This window comes from Izhakiella capsodis, from assembly GCF_900115045.1.
GTDB classification, from domain to species: Bacteria; Pseudomonadota; Gammaproteobacteria; order Enterobacterales; family Enterobacteriaceae; genus Izhakiella; species Izhakiella capsodis.
On the sequence record NZ_FOVC01000002.1, the window covers coordinates 45,136 to 69,062 of the forward strand.

The following is a 23,927-nucleotide window of genomic DNA, read 5'->3' on the forward strand; positions in this document are numbered from 1 at the left end:
AATTACCCTTGCACTGGCCCGGACTCCTCGGGCACTGATTGCAGACCAACGGCCAGCGGCTGTCCGAGGCGAGTTGCCGTTTGCGGCGACAGGCTTTCTGCCAGTTTAATCTGGGCTGGGGCAAACAGATTGATAACCGTTGAACCTAGTTTGAAGCGCCCCATTTCCTGTCCTTTCAGCAGGATAACTGCATCTGGCTCTTCGGCTGCTGGCCAGGTCCAGCGTTTAATTGCGCCGTCGCGGGGAGGGGTAACCGTGCCCGACCAGACGGTTTCGATGCTGCCGACTATCGTGGCGCCGACCAGTATTTGGGCCATCGGGCCAAAATCGGTATCAAACAGACAAATAACGCGTTCGTTGCGCGCAAACAGATTAGGAATATTACGTGCGGTGAGCGGGTTGACTGAGTACAGATCGCCCGGCACGTAAATCATCTCACGCAGTATGCCGTTACAGGGCATATGAACACGATGGTAGTCACGTGGAGAGAGGTAAGTGGTCACAAACTCGCCGTCCCGGAATATTTCGCTCATGTGAGGGCTGCCGGCAACCAACGCTTCCAGTGAATAGTGGTGACCTTTCGCCTGAAAAATCTGATTGCCTTCAATGTGGCCCAGCTGACTGATTGAACCATCGGCTGGCAGAGCCAGTAAATTAGGGTCGGCGTCGACGGGACGTGCATCGCTACGCAGGGGGCGAACAAAAAAGTCGTTAAAAGTTCGATAGCGTGCAGTATCCGATTTCTCTGCCTCGGACATATCCACTTTGTAAAACCAGATAAATAGATCGATAGCGGCTTTAGTCAGGCGACCGCCGCGTTTTCCTGCTGCCCAGCCAGCCAACTCCGTCAGCGCTTTTTTGGGTAACACGGCGTTCAAACCAAGTTTAATTTTATCAAACACGTTAGCCTCCAGGCTTGTTGAGTTACCGTATGGCGAAGGGGGCAGGATTGTATCAGCGCCCGGCAAATAAGGCGACTGATGTTATCCTTTTACATTTATGCATCAGTATTTAGCTGCTGCCATCAAAAAAGTTTTTCCTGACTTTAACTTGCGACATGCTCTCCAGAATACGGTGATAATTTTCGAAACGGGACTCGCTAATTTCGCCCCGTTCAACGGCGGCACGAATAGCACAGCCGGGATCGTTTTCATGTTTACAATCGCGGAATTTACAGCTACCTAAAAAATGACGGAATTCGACAAAACCGTCGGTAATTTGTTCTGGCTCAAGATGCCATAAACCAAACTCACGTACTCCGGGGGAATCGATAACGTCTCCGCCGTGTGGGAAGTGGTAGAGTCGGGCAGCAGTGGTGGTATGCTGGCCTAACCCGGAGGCATCTGAAATATCGTTGGTCAGAATAGCTTCCTCTGCTATGTCAAGCCCCAGTAATGCATTGAGCAGACTGGATTTTCCTACGCCAGATTGGCCGGCAAAGATACTAATGCGTCCAGCTAGCGCCTGCTCCAGCGCCTGTAATCCTTCACTCTGATGACTCGAAGCCATGATGACCCGGTAGCCAATATGGCGATAGATCGCCATTTGCTGTTCAATAAATTCGCGCGCTTCCCTATCGAGCAGGTCGGTCTTATTGAGTACCAGCAGCGGCTCAATATCCAGCGTTTCGCTGGCGACCAGGTACCTGTCGATTATATTCAGCGACAGTTCAGGCAGAATGGCAGAAACAATCAGAATCTGATCGATGTTGGCGGCAACGGGTTTGACGCCATCGTAAAAATCTGGCCTGGTCAGCACCGATTGCCGTTCATGTACCGCCTCGACGATGCCTTTTACTACCGCGCCGCTGCCCAGTCCGGGCCTCCAGACAACACGGTCGCCGGTAACGAGGGAGCGGATAGTCCGGCGGATGTTGCAGCGATGCTGCTCGCCCAGTGCGTCTTCAACGTCGGCATGCATTCCAAAGCGGCTGATAACAATGCCATCGCAGGCTTCGCCGAATTGGCTGTCATCAGCTTCCGCTTTTTGCTCACCTGCGTGCAGGCGGCGCTGATGGTTAGCATTGACGCGACGCTGCTGCCCTTTTGACAGTCTGTTTTTACTCACTTTTCCTCACGCGATTACAGAGCGTTTCACCCCGGGGGGGCAAAACGTCTATGATACACGCTAATCAAATACAGTCCCACTGGTCAGGGGCGCTATCAGGCACCTTAACGTGAGATGACGAGCCAAACTCATGGCAATAATGGTATACCGGGAAGCAGCATGACACTCAGTGAAAATAACCTTATCTGGATCGATCTGGAAATGACGGGGCTTGACCCTAAGCGTGATCGCATTATTGAGATTGCAACCATCGTTACCGATGCCAACCTGAATATCCTGGCGGAAGGGCCGGTGATGGCCGTACATCAGTCCGATGCGCAATTGTCGCTGATGGATGACTGGAACGTGCGAACGCATACCAAAAGCGGTCTGGTTAAGAGGGTTAAAGCAAGTCCGTTTGATGAACGTGACGCGGAGCTGTTAACAATCGCCTTTCTTAAGCAGTGGATACCTGCAGGGAAATCGCCCATTTGTGGCAATAGTATCGGGCAGGATCGTCGCTTTCTTTTTGAATACATGCCGGAATTAGAAGCCTATTTCCATTACCGTTATATTGATGTCAGTACCTTGAAAGAGCTGGCGCGTCGCTGGAAGCCTGAGATTCTGCCTGGCTTTAAAAAGCAGGGCACACATCAGGCTCTGGATGACATTCGTGAATCAATTGCTGAGCTTGTTTACTACCGTGAGCACTTTCTTAATCTTACAGAGTAAAGCCTTGCGGCGGTTGTTGAATAAAGCGGCGGGTTGCCGATAAAATCGGCACTCGTGCTAAAAGCGTAAAATTTTACGAGAAGAAGCTTGCGGCAATAATGATTTCTCGTATAATGCGCTCCCCGTACCGATACTGATTTTTGTCTGGCATCGCTACGTAAAGCGGGAATAGCTCAGTTGGTAGAGCACGACCTTGCCAAGGTCGGGGTCGCGAGTTCGAGTCTCGTTTCCCGCTCCAAAATCAGGTATGCAGTAACACTTGCTCAAATGCGGGAATAGCTCAGTTGGTAGAGCACGACCTTGCCAAGGTCGGGGTCGCGAGTTCGAGTCTCGTTTCCCGCTCCAGAATCTCCTCTTAATCTATGCGTTACGCGCTATCTCAGCCCAGAGTAATAGCTGCGCGCTTTTACGTCTTGTGAACAGACTTATCCACAGCATCGCGCATGCTCTCTTAATGACATTAAGATGACAGGGTGTGTTATCTTTGTCTTAGTTTTTGATTTTAATGACGATTATAATATTTCAAATTGTTAATCTGAACACTTGTGTTTTTTTTAAGATTGAAACACAACGCTTTTTTTAATCTATCCACAGCCTGTGGAAAAGCGGTGGGCCTCTTCAGACATCCCGCATAAGCCCCTTTTCGATCGCTCTGACCAGACGTTGTTGCTGACTGTGTTGAACGTCGATACGATTCTCGCTGCGGCGTGTTATTTGCTGCTCAATGGCCCATAAAATATGTTCATCAAGTAGCGGGTTTTCTCCCAGGCGACTTTTCTGTACCAGCAGGTTGTTTTCATTCCAGGGCGCGTTTTCTAAAGCGACTGCGACATTGCGCAGCCAGCGTAAATGACCAATGCGGCGGATAGCTGAACCTTCAGTCACAGATAAAAACGTCGCCTCATCCCAGCGGAAAAGCGCTGTCAGGGAGGGCGCGTGCAGTTTGTGGCGAGGAGAAAAGCCCGTTTCGTCGCCCAGCTGGCCGTAACGATTCCATGGGCAGATAAGCTGGCAGTCGTCACAGCCATATATGCGGTTGCCAATAAGCGAGCGAAGTTCGACAGGTATGGCGCCCTCCAGCTCAATCGTCAGATAGGAGATACAGCGACGGGCGTCGACAGTATAGGGTTCAACGATAGCGCCCGTGGGGCAGATGGTCATACAGGCGACGCACCGCCCACAGTTTTCCCCGGCGGGTTGATCAACCGGTAGCGGTAAGTTGATTAATAGCTCACCAAGAAAAAACCATGAACCGGCTTCGCGATTGAGTATCAGACTGTGTTTCCCGGTCCAACCGAGTCCCGCTTTTACGGCCAGCGGGCGCTCCAGCACGGGGGCTGAGTCAACAAAAGGCCGGAAACACACTCTTGTTCACACCATTGTTGAATTATTTCGCCTAATTTTTTCAGCCGATTACGTAATACTTTATGGTAATCGCGCCCCAGAGCATAACGGCTGACATAGCCAAGTTGGGGATTTTTCAGCACGCGAGCAAAGGCGGCATTGGCAGGCAGATAGTTCATGCGTAAGCTTATCACGCGGAGTGTGCCCGGCAGCAGTTCCTGCGGACGCGCGCGCATCATGCCGTGGCGAGCCATCCAATTCATTTCGCCATGATATTGTTTGTCCAGCCATGCCTGCAAACGTGGCTCTTCTGGCGTAAGGTCGGTGTCACAGATACCTACTTGCTGGAAGCCAAGTTCCAGTCCCCAGCATTTAATTTGCCGGGCAAGCTGAGCAAGATCGAGAGGATGCGACATGACTGACCTGAATTACGAAGAAAAGCCGCGTAGTTTACCACATTCCCTGTGGCCTGCCGAGGCAATTGCCGGGCTGGAAAAAGAGGGCGCGGACGCATTGGGGCTGACACTGTACGAGTTAATGCTGCGGGCCGGTGAGGCGGCATTTAATCTGCTTCGTCAACGCTGGCCGCATGCCAGACATCTGTTAATCCTTTGTGGTCATGGTAATAACGGAGGTGATGGATACGTAGTCGCCGGACTGGCGCAATCGGCGGGGCTGACGGTCACGCTGATTGCCTGTGAGGGAAGTAAGCCGTTGCCGGAGGAGGCTGAGAAAGCAAAAGCCGCGTGGCTGGCTGCTGGTGGCATCATTCACGCTCCGGATGCTCCTTGGCCTGAGCAGATTGAGCTGATTGTGGATGCGCTACTCGGTACCGGCCTTAATCGTCCGGCGCGTGAACCTTATGCCACGCTGATTGAACTGGCGAATCACCATCCTTCACCCGTATTTTCAATTGATATCCCCTCCGGGTTAGTGGCCGCTAATGGTACTAACCCTGGTCCGGCAATAATCGCAGAGGCGACCCTGACGTTCATTGCCCTGAAACCCGGTTTATTGACGGGTAAAGCGCGCGATCACGTCGGATTTTTGCATTACCATGCGTTGAGTCTTGACCAATGGCTTAATAGTCAGCACGCACCCTGGACACGCGTTGACGCGGGTTCCCTTAATAACTGGCTGGTACCGAGACGTGCCAGCAGCCATAAAGGGGACAATGGTCGTCTGGTCATGATCGGGGGCGATCGCGGTACCGCTGGTGCTATACGTTTGGCCGCCGAAGCTGCCTTACGTTCCGGCGCTGGCTTGGTGCGAGTACTTACTCATATGGATAATATTGGCCCTCTGCTTACCGCACGTCCGGAGCTGATGGTTGATGAGTTAAATGATAAGACGATGGATAGCGCGTTGGAATGGGGCGATGTGATCGTCATCGGTCCAGGGCTTGGCCAGGATAGTTGGGGAAAAAGTGCCTTAAAAAAGGCAGAAAAGTCCCATAAGCCAATGCTCTGGGATGCTGATGCGCTAAACCTACTGGCAATCAGGCCCGATAAACGTCAGAATCGAATCATTACGCCCCATCCCGGTGAGGCGGCACGATTGTTGAACGTAAAAACCATTGAAATTGAGAGTGACCGCTTACTCGCTGTACAACGTCTTGTAAAACTCTACGGTGGTGTGGTCGTGCTAAAAGGCGCTGGAACTATCGTCGCCAGTCAGCAGGGGCAATTGGCTATCGCTGACGTCGGCAATGCTGGGATGGCAAGCGGGGGGATGGGGGATGTACTTTCCGGCATTATCGGGGCGCTCACAGGTCAGAAGCTATCTTTGTTTGATGCAGCCTGTGCGGGCTGCGTTGCGCATGGTGCCGCAGCCGATCGCATCGCAAGTTTGAGAGGAATGCGCGGGATGCTGGCTTCTGACCTTTTTTCACAGCTGTATCTGTACGTAAATCCAGAGATGTTGACTCCAGTAAAATGAAAAGTTTTCTATTTTCGCTGCCAGATGAGGCGGCCACCCTTAATTTAGGGGCATCACTTGCTCGTGCCTGCAATGGTGGCGCAGTGATCCATTTACTCGGTGAACTGGGGGCCGGTAAAACCACCTTTAGCCGCGGTTTTCTGCAGGCTCTGGGACATCAAGGCAATGTTAAAAGCCCGACCTATACTCTGGTTGAACCTTATACGCTGGGTGAGCGTAGGATTTATCATTTCGATCTTTACCGTCTCGCCGATCCTGAAGAGTTAGAATTTATGGGAATACGAGACTATTTTACAACAAATACACTTTGTCTTGTTGAATGGCCTCAGCAGGGCGCAGGTGTACTTCCTGAGCCGGATCTTGAACTCAATTTGATTTACCAGGATCAGGGACGTGAAGCATTAGTAAAAGCGCTGAGTGAAACAGGATATGAAGTCCTTAAGGAATTAGACGGGGAGAAAGGTTGCCGATAATGCATCATATAAAAACGGGTCTGATTGCACTTATTTTATTATTTACTTTTCAGGCCACGGCGGCCAATCTTTCCGATATTAATGTTTCTAATGGCAGTAGCCAGGCTACGGTAACGCTGAGTTTTACCGGGCAACCGGTGTATGCTTTTTTTACGTTGCACAATCCGGAACGTGTCGTGCTGGACATCCGCAAAAGCGGTGTGATAGAAGGTCTCCCGCTCAATTTCAGTGGTAAAAATCTGGTGAAGGTTATTCGCACCAGCACAGCGAAAGATAACCAAAGTATTCGTTTGGTCCTTGAGCTGACGCAGGCGGGTCGAGCACGTGCCGTGACGCAAAAAGCTGGCAGCGGGTATCGGGTCGTGTTTACGATTCAGAAAAATCAGACGACGACCATTGCGCGCAGCACGCCATCTTCGTCGCCGAAGTTGACGGCGACAGCGCCACAGAAAACTATTTTCAGGCATAATCCTGTCACGGCTGCTGCCAGCGATAATATCCGCGTCTCTTCGGTAACTAACAGTGCCGGGGGGGCTAACGAACGTGTCGTGGTCGCCATCGATGCCGGGCATGGCGGCCAGGACCCTGGAGCGATTGGCGGTGGTGGCCTGAAAGAGAAAAACGTGACGATTGCCATTGCGCGTAAGCTCAGGGTTTTACTGAATAACGATTCGATGTTTAAAGGCGTGATGACTCGTGACGGCGATTATTTCATCTCGGTGATGGGTCGCTCTGATGTGGCGCGCAAACAAAATGCTAACCTGCTGGTTTCAATCCATGCTGATGCCGCGCCAAATCGTATGGCTTCCGGCGCATCAGTATGGGTGCTTTCCAATCGCCGGGCCAATAGTGAAATGGCAAGCTGGCTGGAGCAACATGAGAAGCAGTCTGAATTGCTGGGTGGAGCGGGCGATCTATTGGCAAACAGCCAGGCTGATCCTTATCTTAGCCAGGCGGTACTCGATCTACAGTTTGGCCACTCTCAGCGCGTCGGTTATGACGTAGCGGTTGAGGTGCTGGCACAGCTGCAGCGTATTGGTGTGCTGCATAAGCGTCGGCCTGAGCATGCCAGCCTTGGCGTACTTCGCTCCCCGGATATTCCTTCGCTGTTGGTGGAAACCGGCTTTATCAGTAATCCGGCCGGTGAGCGTCTGCTGGGTTCCAGCGCTTATCAACAAAAGATAGCTAATGCGATTTATCATGGCCTGCGCAATTACTTTTTGACTCATCCGGTGCAATTTGTCCCAAAGCAGGAAAACCGTCCGCTGCAAAGCGCAGCGACGGTTAACCTTCCGGCCAGCAGCGTCGACACATCTTTGCGATATATCGGGCAAACCAGCCGTCACATCGTTAAACGTGGCGAGACATTGTCGGGTATTGCTGCACGCTATAACGTCAGTGTGTCGACGCTGTACGATCTCAATAAACTGAAAAAGCAGAGTGTATGGGTTGGGCAACGGCTTAAGGTGCCAGCCAGCGCGTCGCCGCGTTCATCGGCCAGCATTGAGCCACCCGGTGCCGCCGTTAAGCGTGTGCAGCGTCATAGAGTGGTAAGCGGAGACTCACTTTCTGCGATCGCCGCTCATTACGGGGTGAGTTCAAAAGCTATCATGCAGGCGAATAATATGAAGTCGTCAAACGTGATGCTTGGGCAGACGCTAAAAATTCCCGCTTCCTGATAGCGCAATAGCGATCTAAGATCGCCCCGTCGGTTCATGAAAATGCGTTCGGGCAAGCGGTGCTGACTGCAGACTACTCCCGATAATATCGCCAGACTTATGACGCGGCAGCATTACGTTTACAACTGTTTTTCTGTTTTTCTGTTTTTCAGGCTTTCAAGGAACACCTATGCCAATTCAGGTTTTACCGCCGCAGCTCGCTAATCAGATTGCCGCCGGGGAAGTGGTAGAACGTCCCGCATCGGTGGTAAAAGAACTGGTCGAAAACAGCCTGGATGCTGGCGCTACCCGGATTGATATCGATATTGAAAAGGGAGGGGCTAAGCTCATTCGCATTCGGGATAATGGCAGTGGTATCGACAAAGAAGAATTGACTATGGCGCTGGCACGCCATGCAACCAGTAAAATTAGCTCCCTTGATGATCTCGAAGCCATCGTCAGTCTGGGCTTTCGGGGAGAGGCGCTGGCCAGTATCAGTTCAGTTTCCCGCCTGACGTTGACTTCCCGCACGCAGGATCAACGCGAAGCCTGGTCTGCCTATGCTGAAGGTCGGGAAATGGTGGTTACGGTTAAGCCAGCAGCGCATCCGGCAGGTACGACCTTAGAAGTGTTGGATTTGTTCTTCAATACGCCCGCAAGGCGTAAGTTTATGCGTACCGAAAAAACTGAGTTTGCTCATATCGATGAGGTGGTACGACGTATCGCACTTGCGCGCTTTGATGTCGCAATCTCGCTGACTCATAATGGCAAGCTTGTACGTCAATATCGCGCTGTCACCGATCCCAATCAGCATGAGCGGCGATTGAGGGCTATATGCGGCTCGCCTTTCCTTAGCCGTGCGCTAACGGTTGAGTGGCAGCATTGTGATCTCAATCTGCGCGGCTGGGTTGCCGATCCTGCTGGTGCGCGAGCGGTAACCGAATTGCAATATTGCTACGTAAACGGCCGCATGATGCGCGATCGCTTGATTAACCATGCCATCCGCCAGGCCTATCAGGATAAGCTCGGCGCTGATCATCAGCCTGCCTATGTGCTTTATCTGGAGATAGATCCTCACCAGGTGGACGTCAATGTTCATCCCGCCAAGCATGAGGTGCGTTTTCATCAGTCGCGGCTGGTGCATGATTTCATCTATCAGGGCGTAGTGAGCGTTATTCACGAAAGTGCCAGCCCGACGCTGCCGGTACAGGAGCAGGATGATGTTGGCGTGTTGCTGAATACCCGTTGGCAGCCAACTAACCGGGCGTCGGCTGGCGGTAATCATTTTGCAACACCTGTCGCACCATCACTTGATGCCGGTGCGGTGACAGGCCGCCAGTCATGCTGGACGCTCCAGCAGGATGGCTATCACAAGCGAGAAGGGGCGGTTTACCAAGAACTACTGCAGGCAGCGCCGTCATCTGTGCGTGAGCCATTGCGTTCACCGACGATGCGCGCCGAGCGCGAACCTGAGGCAGACGCTCCGTTGCAGGGGCATAACCAAAGTTTTGGTCGGTTGCTCACCGTCCTCTCCGGTTCATGGGCGTTGCTGGAGCATAACGATGGGCTGCGTCTGATGAGCCTCGCCGCTGCCAGTCGCTGGCTGAAGGAGAAGCAGCTCGATCCAGCGAATGGGGCGCTTAAAGCGCAACCGCTGCTGATTCCGGTGCGTTTGAAGCTCGATAAAGCGGAGCGAAATATTGTTGAGCAGAATTCGGCGCTGTTACAAAATTTCGGTCTGGACCTGATGAATGATGGGCACCATGTGACTCTGCGCGGCGTGCCTTTACCTTTACGTAACCAAAACTTACAAATCTTGATTCCCGACCTGCTAGGCTATCTTGCCAATCGGCCAGAGGTTAAGACGGATCAGACAGCGCGGTGGCTTGCATGCCATACGGCAAATGAATCACAGGAATGGAACCATTCGCAGGTGATTACGCTGCTGACGGAAGTTGAAAGGATCTGTCCGCAGCTGGTGAAGTCACCGCCCGCTGGATTAATACAACCGATCGATATTGAAACGGCGATTAACGCTCTGAAGTATGACTGAAAAAACCCTGGCTGGCCGACCAAAGGCTATATTTTTGATGGGGCCAACGGCTTCTGGTAAAACGGCGTTGGCCATCAGGCTGCGCCAACACCTTCCGGTTGAATTAATTAGCGTTGACTCTGCGCTAATTTATCGGGATATGGACATTGGCACTGCCAAGCCCCCAGCGGAAGAGTTAGCTCTGGCTCCCCATCGCTTGTTGGATATTCGTGACCCGGCTCAGGCCTATTCAGCGGCAGAGTTTCGCCGTGACGCGCTGAGTGCGATGAGCGAAATTACTCAGCAGGGACGTATACCACTGCTCGTTGGCGGCACAATGCTTTATTATAAAGCATTGCTGGAAGGATTATCGCCGTTGCCCCCGGCCAATCCTGAAGTACGCCAAAAAATTGAACATACGGCAGACGAAAAAGGGTGGGACTATCTGCATCGTCAATTACTGGCAGTGGATCCTGTGGCGGGCAATCGTATTCATCCGAATGATCCTCAGAGACTCTCGCGAGCACTGGAAGTTTTTTTTATTTCGGGTAAAACTCTAACCGAACTGATAAAAACATCCGGAGAAGCGCTGCCCTATGATGTGACGCAGTTTGCGATCGCGCCGGCAAATCGTGAATTGTTACATCAACGCATTGCACAGCGCTTCCAGCAGATGTTAGCGTCAGGATTTGAGGCTGAGGTCCGGGCTCTTTTTGCCAGAAGAGATTTACATAAGGACATGCCTTCCATTCGTTGTGTTGGTTATCGTCAGATGTGGTCATATCTGCAAGGCGAGACTGACTATGATGATATGGTTTATCGGGGAATTTGCGCAACCCGCCAACTTGCCAAGCGACAGATGACCTGGCTGCGTGGTTGGGATGGGGTTCATTGGTTGGATAGCGATCGACCCGAGGCTGCACTTGAGCAGGTACTTCAGGTTCTTAGTGCGAAGCACTGATGATTGTGTAAAATTAGTAGGCTAGTTTGCGCAAATTTTTTACGTAGTATTTAGAGCTTTCGAGTTTCAAAGTTATAAACAACAAGCACATAAGGAAAATATAGAATGGCTAAGGGGCAATCATTACAAGACCCGTTTTTGAACGCATTGCGTCGCGAACGTGTTCCGGTTTCTATTTATTTGGTCAATGGTATCAAACTGCAAGGTCAGATTGAGTCATTTGATCAGTTTGTAATTTTGTTAAAAAACACAGTCAGTCAGATGGTTTATAAGCATGCTATATCTACCGTGGTTCCGTCCCGCCCGGTTTCCCACCACAGCAATAATGTAGGTGGTGGTAGCAATACCTATCATCATGGTAGTAATAATCAACAGGCTGGGGCTGCACAGCCACAGCAGGATGGCGATGACACTGAATAATCGCGGGTAAATTATTCAGCTATCCGTCAATTTACAGCGAAGTAATACCTTGCATCTCTCTTGAGATACACACTGGTGTGCAGTGCTGTAATTAAATATTCAGGATGCGACGGGGGACATCAGACGTTGAGTTCCCCATTTGGCCAAAGTTTTTTGGCTTTGCTTTTATTTAGCGCAAGCCAGTGGCGACTGTTTGTATTAAACACCTTTTGTTCATAAGGCGTTCCAAATCTGAGTTGATGCAGTATGGTCAATGGGTCGCGACGTTATGTTTTAGAGAGGTTTTAGTTTGTTCGACCGTTATGATGCCGGTGAGCAGGCCGTACTGGTACACATCTTTTTCTCGCAAGATAAGGATATGGAAGATCTGCAGGAGTTTGAAACCCTGGCTTCTTCTGCGGGAGTTGAAGCACTGCAGGTTGTAACAGGCAGTCGCAAAGCACCACATCCCAAATATTTTGTTGGCGAAGGTAAAGCCGAAGAGATTGCTGACGCGGTGAAAGCAACGGGCGCCAGCGTCGTGCTATTCAATCATGCACTTACGCCTGGCCAGGAGCGCAATCTGGAACGGTTGTGTGAATGTCGGGTTATTGATCGTACCGGTTTGATACTGGATATTTTTGCGCAACGAGCCCGAACCCACGAGGGGAAATTGCAGGTTGAGCTGGCGCAACTACGCCACCTTGCCACCCGTCTGGTGCGCGGCTGGACTCACCTTGAGCGTCAGAAAGGGGGGATTGGCCTGCGTGGGCCAGGGGAAACACAGTTGGAAACCGACCGTCGTCTGCTGCGTAACCGCATCAGCCAGATTATGTCGCGTCTGGAACGCGTTGAGAAGCAGCGTGAGCAGGGGCGCCAGTCTCGTAATAAAGCGGATATCGCGACGGTTTCTTTGGTTGGTTATACCAACGCAGGAAAATCCACGCTGTTTAATCTTATTACCCAGGCTGACGTTTATGCGGCTAACCAGCTATTCGCCACACTTGACCCGACGCTGAGACGCATTGACGTTACCGATGTAGGCGAGGTTGTGCTGGCAGATACGGTTGGTTTCATACGCCATCTACCCCATGATCTGATTGCCGCGTTCAAAGCTACATTGCAGGAAACGCGTCAGGCAGCGCTGCTATTGCATGTTATCGATGCGGCGGATGTGCGAGTAGATGAAAATATTAACGCAGTCGATATCGTTCTGGATGAAATCGAAGCCAGAGAAATTCCAACGCTGCTGGTTATGAATAAGATCGATATGCTCGATGATTTCGTTCCGCGTATCGATCGCGATGTTGAAAATCGCCCGGTCAGAGTGTGGCTCTCGGCGCAGTCTGGACAAGGTGTGCATCTGCTTTTTCAAGCGCTTACCGAACGGCTGTCCAGTGAAATAGCACAGTTTGATTTACGTTTACCGCCTAATGAAGGGCGGTTACGCAGTCGCTTTTATCAGCTTCAAGCTATTGAAAAAGAATGGAATGAAGAGGATGGGAGCATTGGCATGCAGGTTAGAATGCCTGCCGTGGATTGGCGTCGGCTGTGTAAGCAGGTGCCTTCTTTGGTGAATTATATTATTAGTTGACTTTGCCTGAATGTGTATTCCGACCTCTGGAATACCACCGCACACACACATAATGGAGTAAAAACATGGCGTGGAATCAGCCCGGTAATAACGGACATGACCGCGACCCGTGGGGAAGCAGCAACAATCAAGGCGGCAACTCCGGGGGAAATAAAGGGGGGCGTAATCAAGGGCCTCCTGATTTGGACGATATCTTCCGTAAGCTCAGTAAAAAGCTAAGCGGCTTAGGCGGTGGTAAAAAAGGTGGAGAAGATAATAACCGCTCGACGGGCAATGGCGGCCGATTAGTGGGTATTGTGGTGGTCGGCGCCGTAATTATCTGGGCCGCAAGCGGCTTTTATACCATCAAAGAAGCCGAACGGGGTGTAGTAACCCGTTTTGGTAAGTTCAGCCATATCGTTGGTCCGGGTTTGAACTGGAAACCGACGTTCATTGATCATGTCCGTGCTGTCAACGTTGAAGCTGTACGTGAACTGGCTGCATCCGGCTTAATGCTAACTTCAGATGAAAACGTTGTGCGCGTTGAAATGAATGTGCAGTATCGCGTGACTAACCCTGAAGAATATCTCTATTCAGTGGTTAACGCTGATGATAGCTTGCGTCAGGCGACAGATAGCGCGTTGCGCGGTGTTATCGGCCGTTCAACGATGGATCGCATTCTCACCGAAGGCCGTACCGTTATTCGTAGCGAAACACAGCGCGAGTTGGAAGACACTATTCGTCCTTATCATATGGGGATTACACTGTTGGATGTAAACTTCCAGACGGCTCGTCCGCCGGAAGAGGTAAAAGCCGCGTTTGACGATGCCATTGCTGCACGTGAAAATCGCGAGCAGTACGTGCGCGAAGCAGAAGCTTACGCGAATGAGGTCCAGCCACGAGCTAATGGTCAGGCTCAACGTATTCTCGAAGAGGCCCGTGCCTATAAGACCCGGACCATTCTGGAAGCGCAAGGTGAAGTTGCACGCTTCGCTGAATTGCTGCCGGAGTACAAGGCCGCGCCGGATATCACCCGCGAGCGCCTTTATATTGATACCATGGAGGATGTGCTAAGTCATACGCATAAAATTCTGGTTAGCGACAAAGGTAATAACCTGATGGTACTACCGCTCGATCAGCTAATGCGCGGACAACACCCCACAAAAGCTGATAGCCAGAATAGCAGTAACCTGACGCGCCTGCCGCCGCTTGCGGACAGCAATGCCCGTAGCAGCAGTGGAAAGTCATCCAGCCCGGATAACATCATGGATCAGCGTCGTGCTAACGCGCTTCGCAATGATACCCAGCGCGAAGGGGGAGAATAACGATGCGGAAGCCATTAATCGTATTATTGATTGTTGTGCTGGCGGTGCTGTACTCGTCACTGTTTGTTGTGCAGGAGGGGCAGCGCGGTATTGTGATGCGCTTCGGCAAGGTCATTCGTGGCACCGATAACAAGCCGTTGATTTATACTCCAGGCCTGCATGTTAAAATTCCGTTTATTGAGTCAGTCAAAACACTGGATGCACGTATCCAGACGATGGATAACCAGGCCGACCGCTTTGTTACCCGTGAGAAGAAAGACCTGATTGTTGATTCCTATATCAAATGGCGCATCAGCGATTTTGGCCGTTACTATCTGGCGACTGGCGGGGGTGATATCTCTCAGGCGGAAGTGCTGCTGAAACGTAAATTCAGCGATCGTCTGCGCTCTGAAATGGGGCGGCTGGATGTTAAAGATATCGTCACCGACTCCCGGGGGCGTCTGACCACCGACGTCCGTGATGCACTTAACAACGGTTCAGCCGGTTCTGATGATGAAGTCAGCACTCCGGCCGCAGACAATGCGATTGCTTCGGTTGCTAAAAGGATCGAGAATGAAACCTCGGACCATACTCAGACGATTAATCCAAACAGTATGGCGGCGCTGGGTATCCAGGTGGTCGATGTGCGTATTAAGCAAATCGGGCTGCCAACTGAAGTCTCGGAAGCGATTTATAATCGCATGCGTGCTGAGCGTGAATCGGTGGCACGTAGCCAACGTTCACAGGGACAGGAAGAGGCTGAAAAGGTACGAGCCCAGGCCGATTATGAAGTGACTCGCACGCTGGCTGAGGCACAGCGTGAGGCGTTGATCATCCGTGGTCAGGGGGATGCGGCAGCGGCTAAGCTGTTTGCAAATGCTTTCAGTAAGGATCCGGATTTCTACACCTTTATTCGCAGCCTGCGTGCTTATAGAAATAGCTTCAAAAATAATCAGGATATTATGGTATTGAGCCCGGATAGCGATTTCTTCCGCTATATGCGGCCACCAACTAACCTCAAACGTTAGGTTTCTGATATAACTTCTGCGGGCCGGGTATTATCCGGCCCGCTTTTTTTGTCTGTGGGACCATAAAACAAGCGATGAACATCACTATCTGGCTTGCGCTGGCGTTAGTTCTGGTTTTGGAGGGGCTTGGCCCCATGCTGTTGCCGCGCGTATGGCGGCGCATGATACTGAGTATGGCGCAACTGCCGGATAGCCTACTGAGACGCTTCGGTGGTGGGCTGGTGGTTGCGGGCGTGGTCATTTATTACATGCTTAGCGCACACGCCGCAAATGGCGGCTGAGGTATAAATTGTGTTTGCCGCAGTGAGAATATCTGCATATAGCGACTGCATCATAAAGCAGCAAAAATATGGCATAGCACGAACTAAAACTACTGGAAATGCGTTAAGCCAATGGTAAAATCCATTTTTAAGCAATCGGTGGTTTTGAGAAATGGGTAAGAACGTCGTCGTACTGGGCACCCAATGGGGTGATGAAGGTAAAGGAAAGATCGTAGACCTTCTGACTGAACGTGCTAAATATGTTGTGCGCTATCAAGGTGGCCACAACGCTGGTCATACACTGGTTATTAACGGTGAAAAGACCGTTCTTCATTTAATCCCCTCCGGCATTTTACGTGAAAACGTCATCAGCATTATCGGTAATGGCGTGGTGCTTTCGCCTGCTGCCTTGATGAAAGAGATGAAAGGGCTTGAAGAGCGCGGTGTTCCGGTACGTAGTCGTTTACTGCTCTCAGAGGCTTGTCCGCTTATTCTTGATTATCATGTAGCGATGGATCTGGCGCGTGAAAAAGCGCGTGGTGACAAAGCGATCGGCACCACAGGACGTGGCATTGGGCCGGCTTATGAAGATAAAGTTGCCCGCCGTGGTTTGCGCGTTGGCGACCTGTTTAACCCGGACACTTTTGCCAGCAAGCTCAAAGAGATTGTCGATTATTACAATTTCCAGCTGGTGAATTACTATAAAGTGGAAGCCGTTGATTACAAAAAAGTATTGAGTGATACGCTGAGTATTGCTGATCTCCTTACCTCAATGGTAGTCGATGTCTCAGAACTTCTCGATCAGGCACACAAACGTGGTGACTTGATTATGTTTGAAGGTGCTCAGGGTACGCTGCTGGATATTGACCACGGAACCTATCCTTACGTGACTTCCTCTAATACCACCGCCGGCGGCGTTGCGACAGGATCGGGTATTGGTCCACGTTATGTCGATTACGTACTGGGTATCGTGAAGGCTTATTCAACGCGCGTCGGTGCCGGCCCCTTTCCGACTGAGCTGTTTGATGAAACAGGCGAGTTCCTGAGCGCTAAAGGCCAGGAGTTTGGCGCTACGACCGGACGTCGTCGTCGTACCGGCTGGCTGGATGCCGTTGCGGTTCGCCGCGCGGTGCAAATTAACTCGCTGTCCGGTTTCTGCCTGACCAAACTGGATGTGCTGGATGGTCTGAAAGAAGTTAAGATTTGCGTGGCTTATCGACTACCGGACGGTCGCGAAGTCACAACAACACCACTGGCAGCGGAGAACTGGGAAGGCATTGAGCCGATCTACGAAACGCTTCCAGGCTGGAGCGAAAGCACTTTCGGTGTTAAAACACTTGACGGCTTACCGAAAAATGCCCGGGCTTACATTAAACGTATTGAAGAAGTGACAGAGGTCCCGGTTGATATCATCTCGACCGGCCCTGACCGCAGCGAAACCATGATCCTGCGCGATCCATTCGATGCTTGATTATATCAGGCCGGTCCTGATACCGGCCTTTTGTTCTTTTAAAGGCGCCTTCCTTTTCTTCCGTCCATCGAATATCCAGAAATAGCCTGGCTGGCCAGCTTGGTTTATCATCAAAGTAAACCTAAATTCAAATGGATTCTCAGTATGTAAGGACAGCCTGACATCACTGTGAGGTATATGTGCAGCTGACAAGTTTTACCGATTATGGCTTGCGAGCACTGATATTTATGGCGACTTTGCCGGAGGGGCAGCTGACCAGTATTAGTGAAGTGGCTAATATTTATGGTGTTTCAAGAAATCATATGGTCAAGATTATTCATCAGCTAAGCCGGACCGGCTACGTTGACGCCGTGCGCGGTAAAAATGGTGGCATACGCTTAGGTAAGCCAGGCAGCGAGATTATTGTCGGCCATGTCGTGCGCCATATGGAGCCGCTACAGTTGGTTGACTGCACCGAGTGCATGATAGCGCCGTCTTGCCGGCTCAAAATAGCGCTTAATGAAGCCGTCAAGTGCTTCGTTAAAGAACTTGATAACTATACGCTGGCTGATCTGGTCGATACAAATCAGCCTCTTTATAAGCTTTTGCTGACGGAACGCCCCGGATCAGCAGTGGAGTGACAACGGAGAACCGATATGTCAAAAGATCCTTTTGAGGCGCGGGAAGCGGAAAAATATGAAAACCCGATCCCCAGTCGCGAATTTATTCTCGCGCATTTAGATAAACGTGAAAAACCTGCCAGCCGCGAAGAGCTGGCGATCGAACTCAATATTAAAGGCGAGGAACAGTTTGAAGCCTTGCGACGCCGCCTGCGTGCAATGGAACGCGATGGACAGCTGGTTTTCACCCGTCGGCAGTGCTATGCCCTGCCAGAGCGTCTTGATTTGTTACGTGGGAGCGTCATCGGCCATCGCGAAGGCTTTGGTTTTTTACGTATAGAAGGGAGTAAAGACGATCTTTATCTCTCTGCTGAGCAGATGAAAATGTGCATGCATGGCGATGTCATCCTGGCTCAGGCCATGACCGCCGATCGTAAAGGACGACGTGAAGCTCGTGTTGTACGCGTGCTGGAGCCCCGCAACAGCCAGGTTGTCGGCCGCTATTTTACCGATGCAGGGCTGGGCTTTGTCGTACCGGACGATAGTCGTCTGAGCTTCGATATTTTGATCCCTCCTGAAGCAATTATGGATGCGCGGATGGGTGCTGTGGTGGTGGTTGAACTTGAAAAACGCCCCACTCGTCGTACTAAAGCCATTGGTAGGATTGTGGAGATCCTTGGTGAAAATATGGGAACCGGGCTGGCAGTAGATATGGCCCTGCGTACTCATGAGATACCACACTTCTGGCCGGAGGCAGTGGAGCAGGAGGTTGCCAAACTCAGCGTACAAGTGCCTGAGGCGGCTAAAAAAGGGCGTGTTGACCTGCGTAGTTTGCCACTGGTCACGATTGATGGTGAAGATGCTCGCGATTTTGACGATGCCGTTTTTTGTGAGAAAAAACGCGGTGGTGGCTGGCGTCTGTGGGTAGCCATTGCCGATGTCAGTTATTACGTTCGTCCCGGCAGTGCGCTGGATGATGAGGCGCATAGTCGGGGTACGTCGGTCTATTTCCCCTCTCAGGTTGTGCCGATGCTACCTGAGGTACTTTCAAACGGCCTGTGTTCGATAAATCCTGACGTGGATCGATTGTGCATGGTGTGTGAAATGACGATTTCAGCCAGCGGCAAACTGACAGGGTATAAGCATTATGAGGCGGTAATGCGCTCACATGCCCGTCTGACCTATACCAAGGTATGGCAGATACTACAGGGTGATGTCGAGCTACGCGAGCAGTACCAGCCGTTAGTGAAGCATCTGGAGGAATTGCACCGCATGTATCAGGTGCTGCAAACTGCACGTGAACAGCGCGGAGGTATTTCTTTCGAAACGGAAGAAGCAAAGTTCATTTTCAACGCTGAGCGGCGCATAGATCGTGTGGAAAGAGTGGTGCGCAGTGATGCGCACAAATTGATCGAAGAGTGCATGATTCTGGCGAACATCGCTTCCGCACGCTTTGTTGAAAAGCATGAGGAACCAGCGTTATTCCGCGATCACGATCGGCCGAGTGATGACAGCATTACCAGCTTTCGCACGGTACTTAACGAGCTGGGTCTGACGTTACCTGGTGGCAGTAAGCCGCAGCCAATCGATTATGCTGTCCTACTTGAGCAGATAGCCGATCGTCCTGACCGGGAAATGCTGCAAACAATGCTGCTGCGATCCATGAAGCAGGCTGTTTACGATCCGGAAAATCGCGGGCATTTCGGCCTGGCGTTAACCTCTTATGCACACTTCACTTCGCCGATCCGTCGCTATCCCGATCTGCTTTTACACCGGGCAATTAAATATCAGCTGGCAAAACAAAACGGTGAGTTGAAAGGTAACACGACGCCTACGGGCGGTTATCACTACAGCCTTGAGGCGATGTTACAACTGGGCCAGCACTGCTCAATGACTGAACGACGTGCCGATGAAGCGACGCGTGACGTGGCCGACTGGTTAAAATGTGACTTCATGCAGGACCAGGTTGGTGAAGTGTTTGAAGGTGTGATAGCCAGCGTGGCGGGATTCGGTTTCTTTGTACGTCTTAACGACCTGTTTATTGATGGTCTGGTACACGTATCAACATTGGACAACGATTATTATCGTTTTGATGCTATTGGCCAGCGTTTGATTGGTGAGTCTGGTGGCCATACATATCGTCTTGGCGACATCGTGGAAGTCAGGGTTGAGGCGGTTCATATGGATGAGCGTAAAATCGACTTCGCCCTAGTTTCCAGCACCCGTAAGGTACGCGGTGCCGGTAAAACAACCCGTACCCGTGAGAAGAAAGCCGCTTCAGCCAGCACACCAACGCGGCGGAAGCAGATGCGCAGCGGCGTCAACTTTGAACCCGACAATACTTTTCGTGGCGAAAAAAAATCCGGGAAAACCGTAAAAAAAACGGCCGGTAATAAAGCGAAAAAGACACCTAAAAATGCGGCTAAAACCCGTAAAATAGCTGAGTCTACGAAAGCAAAACGCGCAGCAAAGAAAAATAAGGCTCCGGAGTGAGCCGAATCGTCACCGCCATTACCCGGCGTCATAGTGCAGGATAGAAATGAGTGAAATAATTTTTGGTATTCATGCCGTTCAGGCGCTGCTAGATCGTGATCCTCAGCGTTTTCAGGAAGTTTTTGTATTGAAAGGCCGCGATGATCGTCGCCTGCAACCGCTAATTTCCGCGCTTGAGGCCGAGGGGATCGTCGCGCAGCTGGCTAATCGCCAGTGGTTGGATAAAAAAGCCGAAGGCGCGGTTCATCAGGGGATAGTCGCGCGGGTAAAACCAGGGCGTCAGTATCAGGAAGGCGATCTACCGGACCTGATCGCCTCGCTGGATACGCCATTTTTATTGATCCTTGATGGCGTTACGGATCCCCATAACCTGGGTGCCTGCCTGCGTAGCGCCGACGCAGCTGGCGTACATGCGGTGATCGTGCCGAAAGATCGATCGGCACAGCTGAATGCCACGGCAAAAAAAGTTGCTAGCGGTGCGGCTGAGCATGTGCCGTTAATTCGTGTGACTAATCTGGCCAGAACGATGCGCTTGCTGCAGGAGGCAAATATCTGGATCGTTGGCACCGCTGGCGAAGCTATCCATGACCTTTATCAGAGCGAAATGATCGGCCCGCTGGCATTGGTCATGGGTGCAGAAGGTGAGGGCATGCGCCGTCTTACGCGCGAGCATTGCGATGCGTTGATTCGTATTCCAATGGTTGGAAGTGTCTCATCGCTTAATGTGTCAGTCGCGACAGGTGTTTGCCTTTTCGAGGCGCTTCGTCAGCGTAATAGTCGCTAGCTCTTCCCGCCCGTCGGGCATGCTGCTTCAACGGGCCGCCTTATCTTCTCCCCATGAGTTTTCGACAGCTACACTTAACTTAATCATTGCCAGCGTCAGTCGGACAACTGACCGTCAGTATGAAATCATAAATGCAGGGATGGTTGGCGAACGTCAATCTGCCTGGATTTCTGCGTTTTACTCTTCAGGGGAACGGTTGGATATCGTAAGTTGCCCTTCAACCAGGCCGCTGTTAATACATGGGCTGCGCGTAATCGGTGGCATAACAGCCAGGCATTATAGGGGACGATTTGTCGTCGCTGGTTTAAACGCACCTGAGTCCGATGCCGGCGATCCGGGTAGCCCGTAAAATGTCGCCGTGGCGTACCAGAAGCCTGGCTGCAGAGTTTCGCCAAGAGCCAGAACCAGGTAATAGGTAGCGTGAACTGCATTTGCCCGTTTTTTAATTGCGCGCAGCGCATCGTCCGGCGAGCCGGGGATCGCCACATTGTAGGTGCCAAGCTCAGGTAGGTTAAAACGCTGCGCTTTGGAGATCTCCTGCGTATGGTGGGTAGGCGGTGGTGGCGTTAGTGGCGTGGTAGTAAAAACGCTACAACCACTCAGCAAAAGGAGCAGACAAAAAAGCGTAACGCGCATAATGTTATTCTCTGTGCTCCGGATAGTAATCCGTTTACGTTAGTTTATTTGGCAAATATTGATCCTGCCAGGAGGATCAGAATTTTTTGAGTTTTGATAAAAATGATGACAAAGCTGTGCGGTGAAAAAGCTGATGGTGATAATTGAACAGAGTCGTGTTGTGAGTCTACGCTTAATTTTCGCTGAGAAATTACATGATTGAACTCAACGTAGAGAATTTTGCTGGCATTGAGTGTCTGCACGCTACGCCTGCGCAAAAGCAGCTGACTGCGCTACCCACGGTGCTTTTCTGGCATGGTTTCACTTCATCAAAAGAGGTTTACGCCTATTTTGCCGTCGCGCTGGCACAGGTTGGTTTTCGCGCTTTGGTGCCGGATGCGCAAATGCATGGCAGTCGTTACAACGGTGATACCCAGTCGCGGGTGAAAAATTTTTGGTCGATCCTGAAAAATAATATTGATGAAGTGCCGGGCTTGGTCCAGGCGCTGGATGATCGAGGCCTCATCGACCGGGGGCGAATAGCTATTGGCGGCGCTTCACACGGCGGAATGACCGCACTGGCAGCGCTGGCGCGTTATCCTTTCCTGCGCTGTGCGGCCAGTATGATGGGATCAGGTTATTTTATGTCTTTAAGTCATCAGCTTTTTCCGCCACTTACTGTACGTTCGCTGCAGGAAAAAAAAACGCTTCGGGCAAATTATGGCACCGCTGGCGGAGTACGACGTAGGTCATCAACTGGAGAGGCTGGCGGACAGACCTCTGTTTGTCTGGCATGGTGATGCGGATGGCGTCGTTCCCGTGGCGGAGAGCATCAGGCTAAAAAAAGCCCTGTGTGAAGCCGATCTGGATAGTAACCTGACCTGGCTGATTGAGCGTGGGGTTGGGCATCGCATCACACCGCCAGCGCTTGCTGCTTTCATCGCATTCTTCAACCACCATCTCTGATGGTAATAATGTAGCCTCACTGAAACGCCCCCTTCAGGGGTAACAACTGTAAATCTGGTTAATCCTTGTGCCTGCCTGCCGCAGAAATACGACGGAATATGGCTTTTTGGCCTTGAGTTTATCTAGCCATGTCAGTATGATTACGCGTCAATTTTTCAGTCGCATTTACAGGTTGTGCCGTCGGGCTGCTTGCCATTATAAAAAGTGCCCGGACATCGCCTACAACGTTCCTTGCTTCCATGGGCCGCGACTGACCCTGACAGGAGGCTGAATAATCCGTAAGGAGCAAATTTGATGCGTCATTACGAAATCGTATTTATGGTTCATCCTGACCAGAGCGAACAGGTTCCTGGCATGATCGAGCGCTACACGGGTGCTATTACCGGTGCACAGGGCACGATCCATCGTCTTGAGGACTGGGGTCGCCGTCAGCTGGCTTATCCGATTAACAAACTGCACAAAGCACATTACGTTCTGCTGAACGTTGAAGCTCCGCAGGAAGTTATCGACGAGCTGGAAAACAACTTCCGTTTCAACGACGCCGTTATCCGCAGCATGATTATGCGCGTTAAACACGCGGTAACTGAAGCATCTCCGATGGTGAAAGCGAAAGACGAGCGCCGTGAGCGTCGCGAAGACTTCGCTAATGAAACCTCTGATGATGCAGATGCTGGGGATTCTGAAGAGTAATTCCCGTGGCGACTAACCAACTGCAGCTGTCAGGCATCGTTTGCAAGACACCGGTTCGTAAAGTCAGCCCGTCAGGGATTCCACATTGCCAGCTGGTGCTTGAGCACCGCTCAATGCAGGTGGAAGCCGGTTTTAACCGGCAGGCATGGTGCAGAATGCCCGTTGTTATTAGCGGTAGCGCTCATCAGGCCATTACTCACAGTATAACGGTCGGTACGCAGCTTACTGTTTCAGGTTTTCTTAGCACCCATCAGGGAAGCAATGGCCTGAATAAATTAGTACTGCATGCCGAGCAGATTGAATTGATAGATTCTGGAGACTAGCCAAATGGCACGTTATTTCCGTCGTCGCAAGTTCTGCCGTTTTACAGCGGAAGGCGTTCAAGAGATCGACTATAAAGATATCGCTACGCTGAAAAACTACATCACCGAAAGCGGTAAGATTGTACCGAGCCGTATTACCGGTACTCGCGCTAAATACCAGCGTCAGCTGGCTCGTGCTATCAAGCGCGCGCGTTACCTGTCTCTGCTGCCGTACACTGATCGTCATCAGTAATCGGTT

At 51.3% G+C, this 23,927-nt stretch carries 21 protein-coding genes, 2 tRNA genes and 2 pseudogenes; 21 read left to right on the forward strand and 4 right to left on the reverse strand.

What is annotated here, in order from left to right; all coding sequences use genetic code 11:
* Positions 1 to 2: 2 nt before the first annotated feature.
* Together asd and rsgA are read right to left on the reverse strand one after the other, a co-directional pair.
* Positions 3 to 902: an archaetidylserine decarboxylase gene (gene asd, locus BM191_RS03625; RefSeq protein WP_092875273.1), complete on the reverse strand. Its 900-nt coding sequence runs from the start codon at positions 900 to 902 to the stop codon at positions 3 to 5.
* Positions 903 to 1,011: 109 nt separating this feature from the next.
* Entirely contained in the window at positions 1,012 to 2,067 is a 1,056-nt protein-coding gene (gene rsgA, locus BM191_RS03630; protein WP_092875275.1) for a small ribosomal subunit biogenesis GTPase RsgA, read from the reverse strand.
* A 159-nt stretch (positions 2,068 to 2,226) separates the two neighbouring features.
* Here rsgA and orn point away from each other — a divergent pair, with 159 nt between their 5' ends.
* From orn to BM191_RS03645, 3 genes are all read left to right on the forward strand, one after another.
* Positions 2,227 to 2,778, forward strand: coding sequence for an oligoribonuclease (gene orn, locus BM191_RS03635; RefSeq protein WP_092876144.1), 552 nt, complete (start codon positions 2,227 to 2,229; stop codon positions 2,776 to 2,778).
* A 162-nt stretch (positions 2,779 to 2,940) separates the two neighbouring features.
* Positions 2,941 to 3,016, forward strand: a tRNA-Gly gene (locus BM191_RS03640).
* A gap of 31 nt (positions 3,017 to 3,047) precedes the next feature.
* Positions 3,048 to 3,123 (forward strand) — tRNA-Gly (locus BM191_RS03645).
* A gap of 273 nt (positions 3,124 to 3,396) precedes the next feature.
* Here the strand turns inward: BM191_RS03645 and queG are convergent.
* A pseudogene (gene queG, locus BM191_RS03650) lies at positions 3,397 to 4,538 on the reverse strand (tRNA epoxyqueuosine(34) reductase QueG).
* Between queG and nnr the strand changes: the two are divergent.
* From nnr to rlmB, 14 genes are all read left to right on the forward strand, one after another.
* Entirely contained in the window at positions 4,537 to 6,060 is a 1,524-nt protein-coding gene (gene nnr / locus BM191_RS03655) for a bifunctional ADP-dependent NAD(P)H-hydrate dehydratase/NAD(P)H-hydrate epimerase (protein WP_092875277.1), read from the forward strand. The pseudogene queG and the gene nnr overlap by 2 nt on opposite strands.
* A complete protein-coding gene (tsaE, locus tag BM191_RS03660) occupies positions 6,057 to 6,533 on the forward strand; it encodes a tRNA (adenosine(37)-N6)-threonylcarbamoyltransferase complex ATPase subunit type 1 TsaE (protein ID WP_092875279.1) in 477 nt (158 codons plus the stop codon). Before nnr ends, tsaE begins: the two co-directional genes overlap by 4 nt.
* Positions 6,533 to 8,212 carry an N-acetylmuramoyl-L-alanine amidase AmiB gene (amiB, locus tag BM191_RS03665; RefSeq protein WP_092875281.1) on the forward strand — a complete coding sequence of 560 codons (1,680 nt, stop codon included), beginning with the start codon at positions 6,533 to 6,535 and terminating at the stop codon, positions 8,210 to 8,212. Before tsaE ends, amiB begins: the two co-directional genes overlap by 1 nt.
* 169 nt (positions 8,213 to 8,381) lie before the next feature.
* Complete coding sequence (gene mutL, locus BM191_RS03670; RefSeq protein ID WP_092875283.1) at positions 8,382 to 10,244, forward strand: DNA mismatch repair endonuclease MutL; 1,863 nt, start codon at positions 8,382 to 8,384, stop codon at positions 10,242 to 10,244.
* Positions 10,237 to 11,184 (forward strand): tRNA (adenosine(37)-N6)-dimethylallyltransferase MiaA, encoded by a 948-nt coding sequence (gene miaA / locus BM191_RS03675; protein ID WP_092875285.1) that lies wholly within the window; start codon positions 10,237 to 10,239, stop codon positions 11,182 to 11,184. Before mutL ends, miaA begins: the two co-directional genes overlap by 8 nt.
* Positions 11,185 to 11,289: 105 nt before the next feature.
* Positions 11,290 to 11,604 (forward strand): RNA chaperone Hfq, encoded by a 315-nt coding sequence (hfq, locus tag BM191_RS03680; protein ID WP_092875287.1) that lies wholly within the window; start codon positions 11,290 to 11,292, stop codon positions 11,602 to 11,604.
* Positions 11,605 to 11,893: 289 nt separating this feature from the next.
* Positions 11,894 to 13,177, forward strand: a complete 1,284-nt coding sequence (hflX, locus tag BM191_RS03685) for a ribosome rescue GTPase HflX (RefSeq protein WP_092875289.1) — start codon at positions 11,894 to 11,896, stop codon at positions 13,175 to 13,177.
* A gap of 65 nt (positions 13,178 to 13,242) precedes the next feature.
* On the forward strand, positions 13,243 to 14,481 hold the full coding sequence (gene hflK / locus BM191_RS03690; protein ID WP_092875292.1) for an FtsH protease activity modulator HflK: 1,239 nt from the start codon (positions 13,243 to 13,245) through the stop codon (positions 14,479 to 14,481).
* A gap of 2 nt (positions 14,482 to 14,483) precedes the next feature.
* Positions 14,484 to 15,488 (forward strand): protease modulator HflC, encoded by a 1,005-nt coding sequence (hflC, locus tag BM191_RS03695; protein ID WP_092875294.1) that lies wholly within the window; start codon positions 14,484 to 14,486, stop codon positions 15,486 to 15,488.
* Positions 15,489 to 15,562: 74 nt separating this feature from the next.
* The gene (locus tag BM191_RS03700; RefSeq protein ID WP_092875296.1) at positions 15,563 to 15,769 is read left to right on the forward strand and encodes a DUF2065 family protein; all 207 of its coding nucleotides are present in this window, start codon (positions 15,563 to 15,565) and stop codon (positions 15,767 to 15,769) included.
* A 151-nt stretch (positions 15,770 to 15,920) separates the two neighbouring features.
* On the forward strand, positions 15,921 to 17,219 hold the full coding sequence (locus tag BM191_RS03705) for an adenylosuccinate synthase (RefSeq protein ID WP_092875298.1): 1,299 nt from the start codon (positions 15,921 to 15,923) through the stop codon (positions 17,217 to 17,219).
* Positions 17,220 to 17,398: 179 nt separating this feature from the next.
* Positions 17,399 to 17,839, forward strand: coding sequence for a nitric oxide-sensing transcriptional repressor NsrR (gene nsrR / locus BM191_RS03710; RefSeq protein WP_092875300.1), 441 nt, complete (start codon positions 17,399 to 17,401; stop codon positions 17,837 to 17,839).
* 15 nt (positions 17,840 to 17,854) lie between these two features.
* A complete protein-coding gene (gene rnr / locus BM191_RS03715) occupies positions 17,855 to 20,311 on the forward strand; it encodes a ribonuclease R (protein WP_092875302.1) in 2,457 nt (818 codons plus the stop codon).
* A 46-nt stretch (positions 20,312 to 20,357) separates the two neighbouring features.
* A complete protein-coding gene (gene rlmB / locus BM191_RS03720; RefSeq protein ID WP_092875304.1) occupies positions 20,358 to 21,095 on the forward strand; it encodes a 23S rRNA (guanosine(2251)-2'-O)-methyltransferase RlmB in 738 nt (245 codons plus the stop codon).
* Between the two features lie 276 nt (positions 21,096 to 21,371).
* Here rlmB and bsmA read toward each other — a convergent pair whose 3' ends face one another.
* Positions 21,372 to 21,731, reverse strand: a complete 360-nt coding sequence (bsmA, locus tag BM191_RS03725) for a biofilm peroxide resistance protein BsmA (protein WP_092875306.1) — start codon at positions 21,729 to 21,731, stop codon at positions 21,372 to 21,374.
* 194 nt (positions 21,732 to 21,925) lie between these two features.
* On the opposite strand from bsmA, the pseudogene yjfP reads away from it, so the two are divergent.
* From yjfP to rpsR, 4 genes and pseudogenes are all read left to right on the forward strand, one after another.
* A pseudogene (yjfP, locus tag BM191_RS03730) lies at positions 21,926 to 22,676 on the forward strand (esterase).
* A gap of 294 nt (positions 22,677 to 22,970) precedes the next feature.
* Positions 22,971 to 23,366 carry a 30S ribosomal protein S6 gene (gene rpsF / locus BM191_RS03735; protein ID WP_078000828.1) on the forward strand — a complete coding sequence of 132 codons (396 nt, stop codon included), beginning with the start codon at positions 22,971 to 22,973 and terminating at the stop codon, positions 23,364 to 23,366.
* 5 nt (positions 23,367 to 23,371) lie between these two features.
* Positions 23,372 to 23,689, forward strand: a complete 318-nt coding sequence (gene priB, locus BM191_RS03740) for a primosomal replication protein N (RefSeq protein ID WP_092875308.1) — start codon at positions 23,372 to 23,374, stop codon at positions 23,687 to 23,689.
* Between the two features lie 4 nt (positions 23,690 to 23,693).
* Positions 23,694 to 23,921, forward strand: a complete 228-nt coding sequence (rpsR, locus tag BM191_RS03745) for a 30S ribosomal protein S18 (protein WP_000135199.1) — start codon at positions 23,694 to 23,696, stop codon at positions 23,919 to 23,921.
* Positions 23,922 to 23,927 lie beyond the last annotated feature (6 nt).

Coding starts and splice junctions, on each gene's coding strand:
- hflK (WP_092875292.1), top strand. CDS start 13,243: ATGGCGTGGAATCAGCCCGGTAATAACGGACATGACCGCGACCCGTGG.
- amiB (WP_092875281.1), top strand. CDS start 6,533: ATGCATCATATAAAAACGGGTCTGATTGCACTTATTTTATTATTTACT.
- rlmB (WP_092875304.1), top strand. CDS start 20,358: ATGAGTGAAATAATTTTTGGTATTCATGCCGTTCAGGCGCTGCTAGAT.
- miaA (WP_092875285.1), top strand. CDS start 10,237: ATGACTGAAAAAACCCTGGCTGGCCGACCAAAGGCTATATTTTTGATG.
- tsaE (WP_092875279.1), top strand. CDS start 6,057: ATGAAAAGTTTTCTATTTTCGCTGCCAGATGAGGCGGCCACCCTTAAT.
- rnr (WP_092875302.1), top strand. CDS start 17,855: ATGTCAAAAGATCCTTTTGAGGCGCGGGAAGCGGAAAAATATGAAAAC.
- BM191_RS03700 (WP_092875296.1), top strand. CDS start 15,563: ATGAACATCACTATCTGGCTTGCGCTGGCGTTAGTTCTGGTTTTGGAG.
- orn (WP_092876144.1), top strand. CDS start 2,227: ATGACACTCAGTGAAAATAACCTTATCTGGATCGATCTGGAAATGACG.
- rpsR (WP_000135199.1), top strand. CDS start 23,694: ATGGCACGTTATTTCCGTCGTCGCAAGTTCTGCCGTTTTACAGCGGAA.
- nnr (WP_092875277.1), top strand. CDS start 4,537: ATGACTGACCTGAATTACGAAGAAAAGCCGCGTAGTTTACCACATTCC.
- bsmA (WP_092875306.1), bottom strand. CDS start 21,731: ATGCGCGTTACGCTTTTTTGTCTGCTCCTTTTGCTGAGTGGTTGTAGC.
- hfq (WP_092875287.1), top strand. CDS start 11,290: ATGGCTAAGGGGCAATCATTACAAGACCCGTTTTTGAACGCATTGCGT.
- hflC (WP_092875294.1), top strand. CDS start 14,484: ATGCGGAAGCCATTAATCGTATTATTGATTGTTGTGCTGGCGGTGCTG.
- BM191_RS03705 (WP_092875298.1), top strand. CDS start 15,921: ATGGGTAAGAACGTCGTCGTACTGGGCACCCAATGGGGTGATGAAGGT.
- rpsF (WP_078000828.1), top strand. CDS start 22,971: ATGCGTCATTACGAAATCGTATTTATGGTTCATCCTGACCAGAGCGAA.
- mutL (WP_092875283.1), top strand. CDS start 8,382: ATGCCAATTCAGGTTTTACCGCCGCAGCTCGCTAATCAGATTGCCGCC.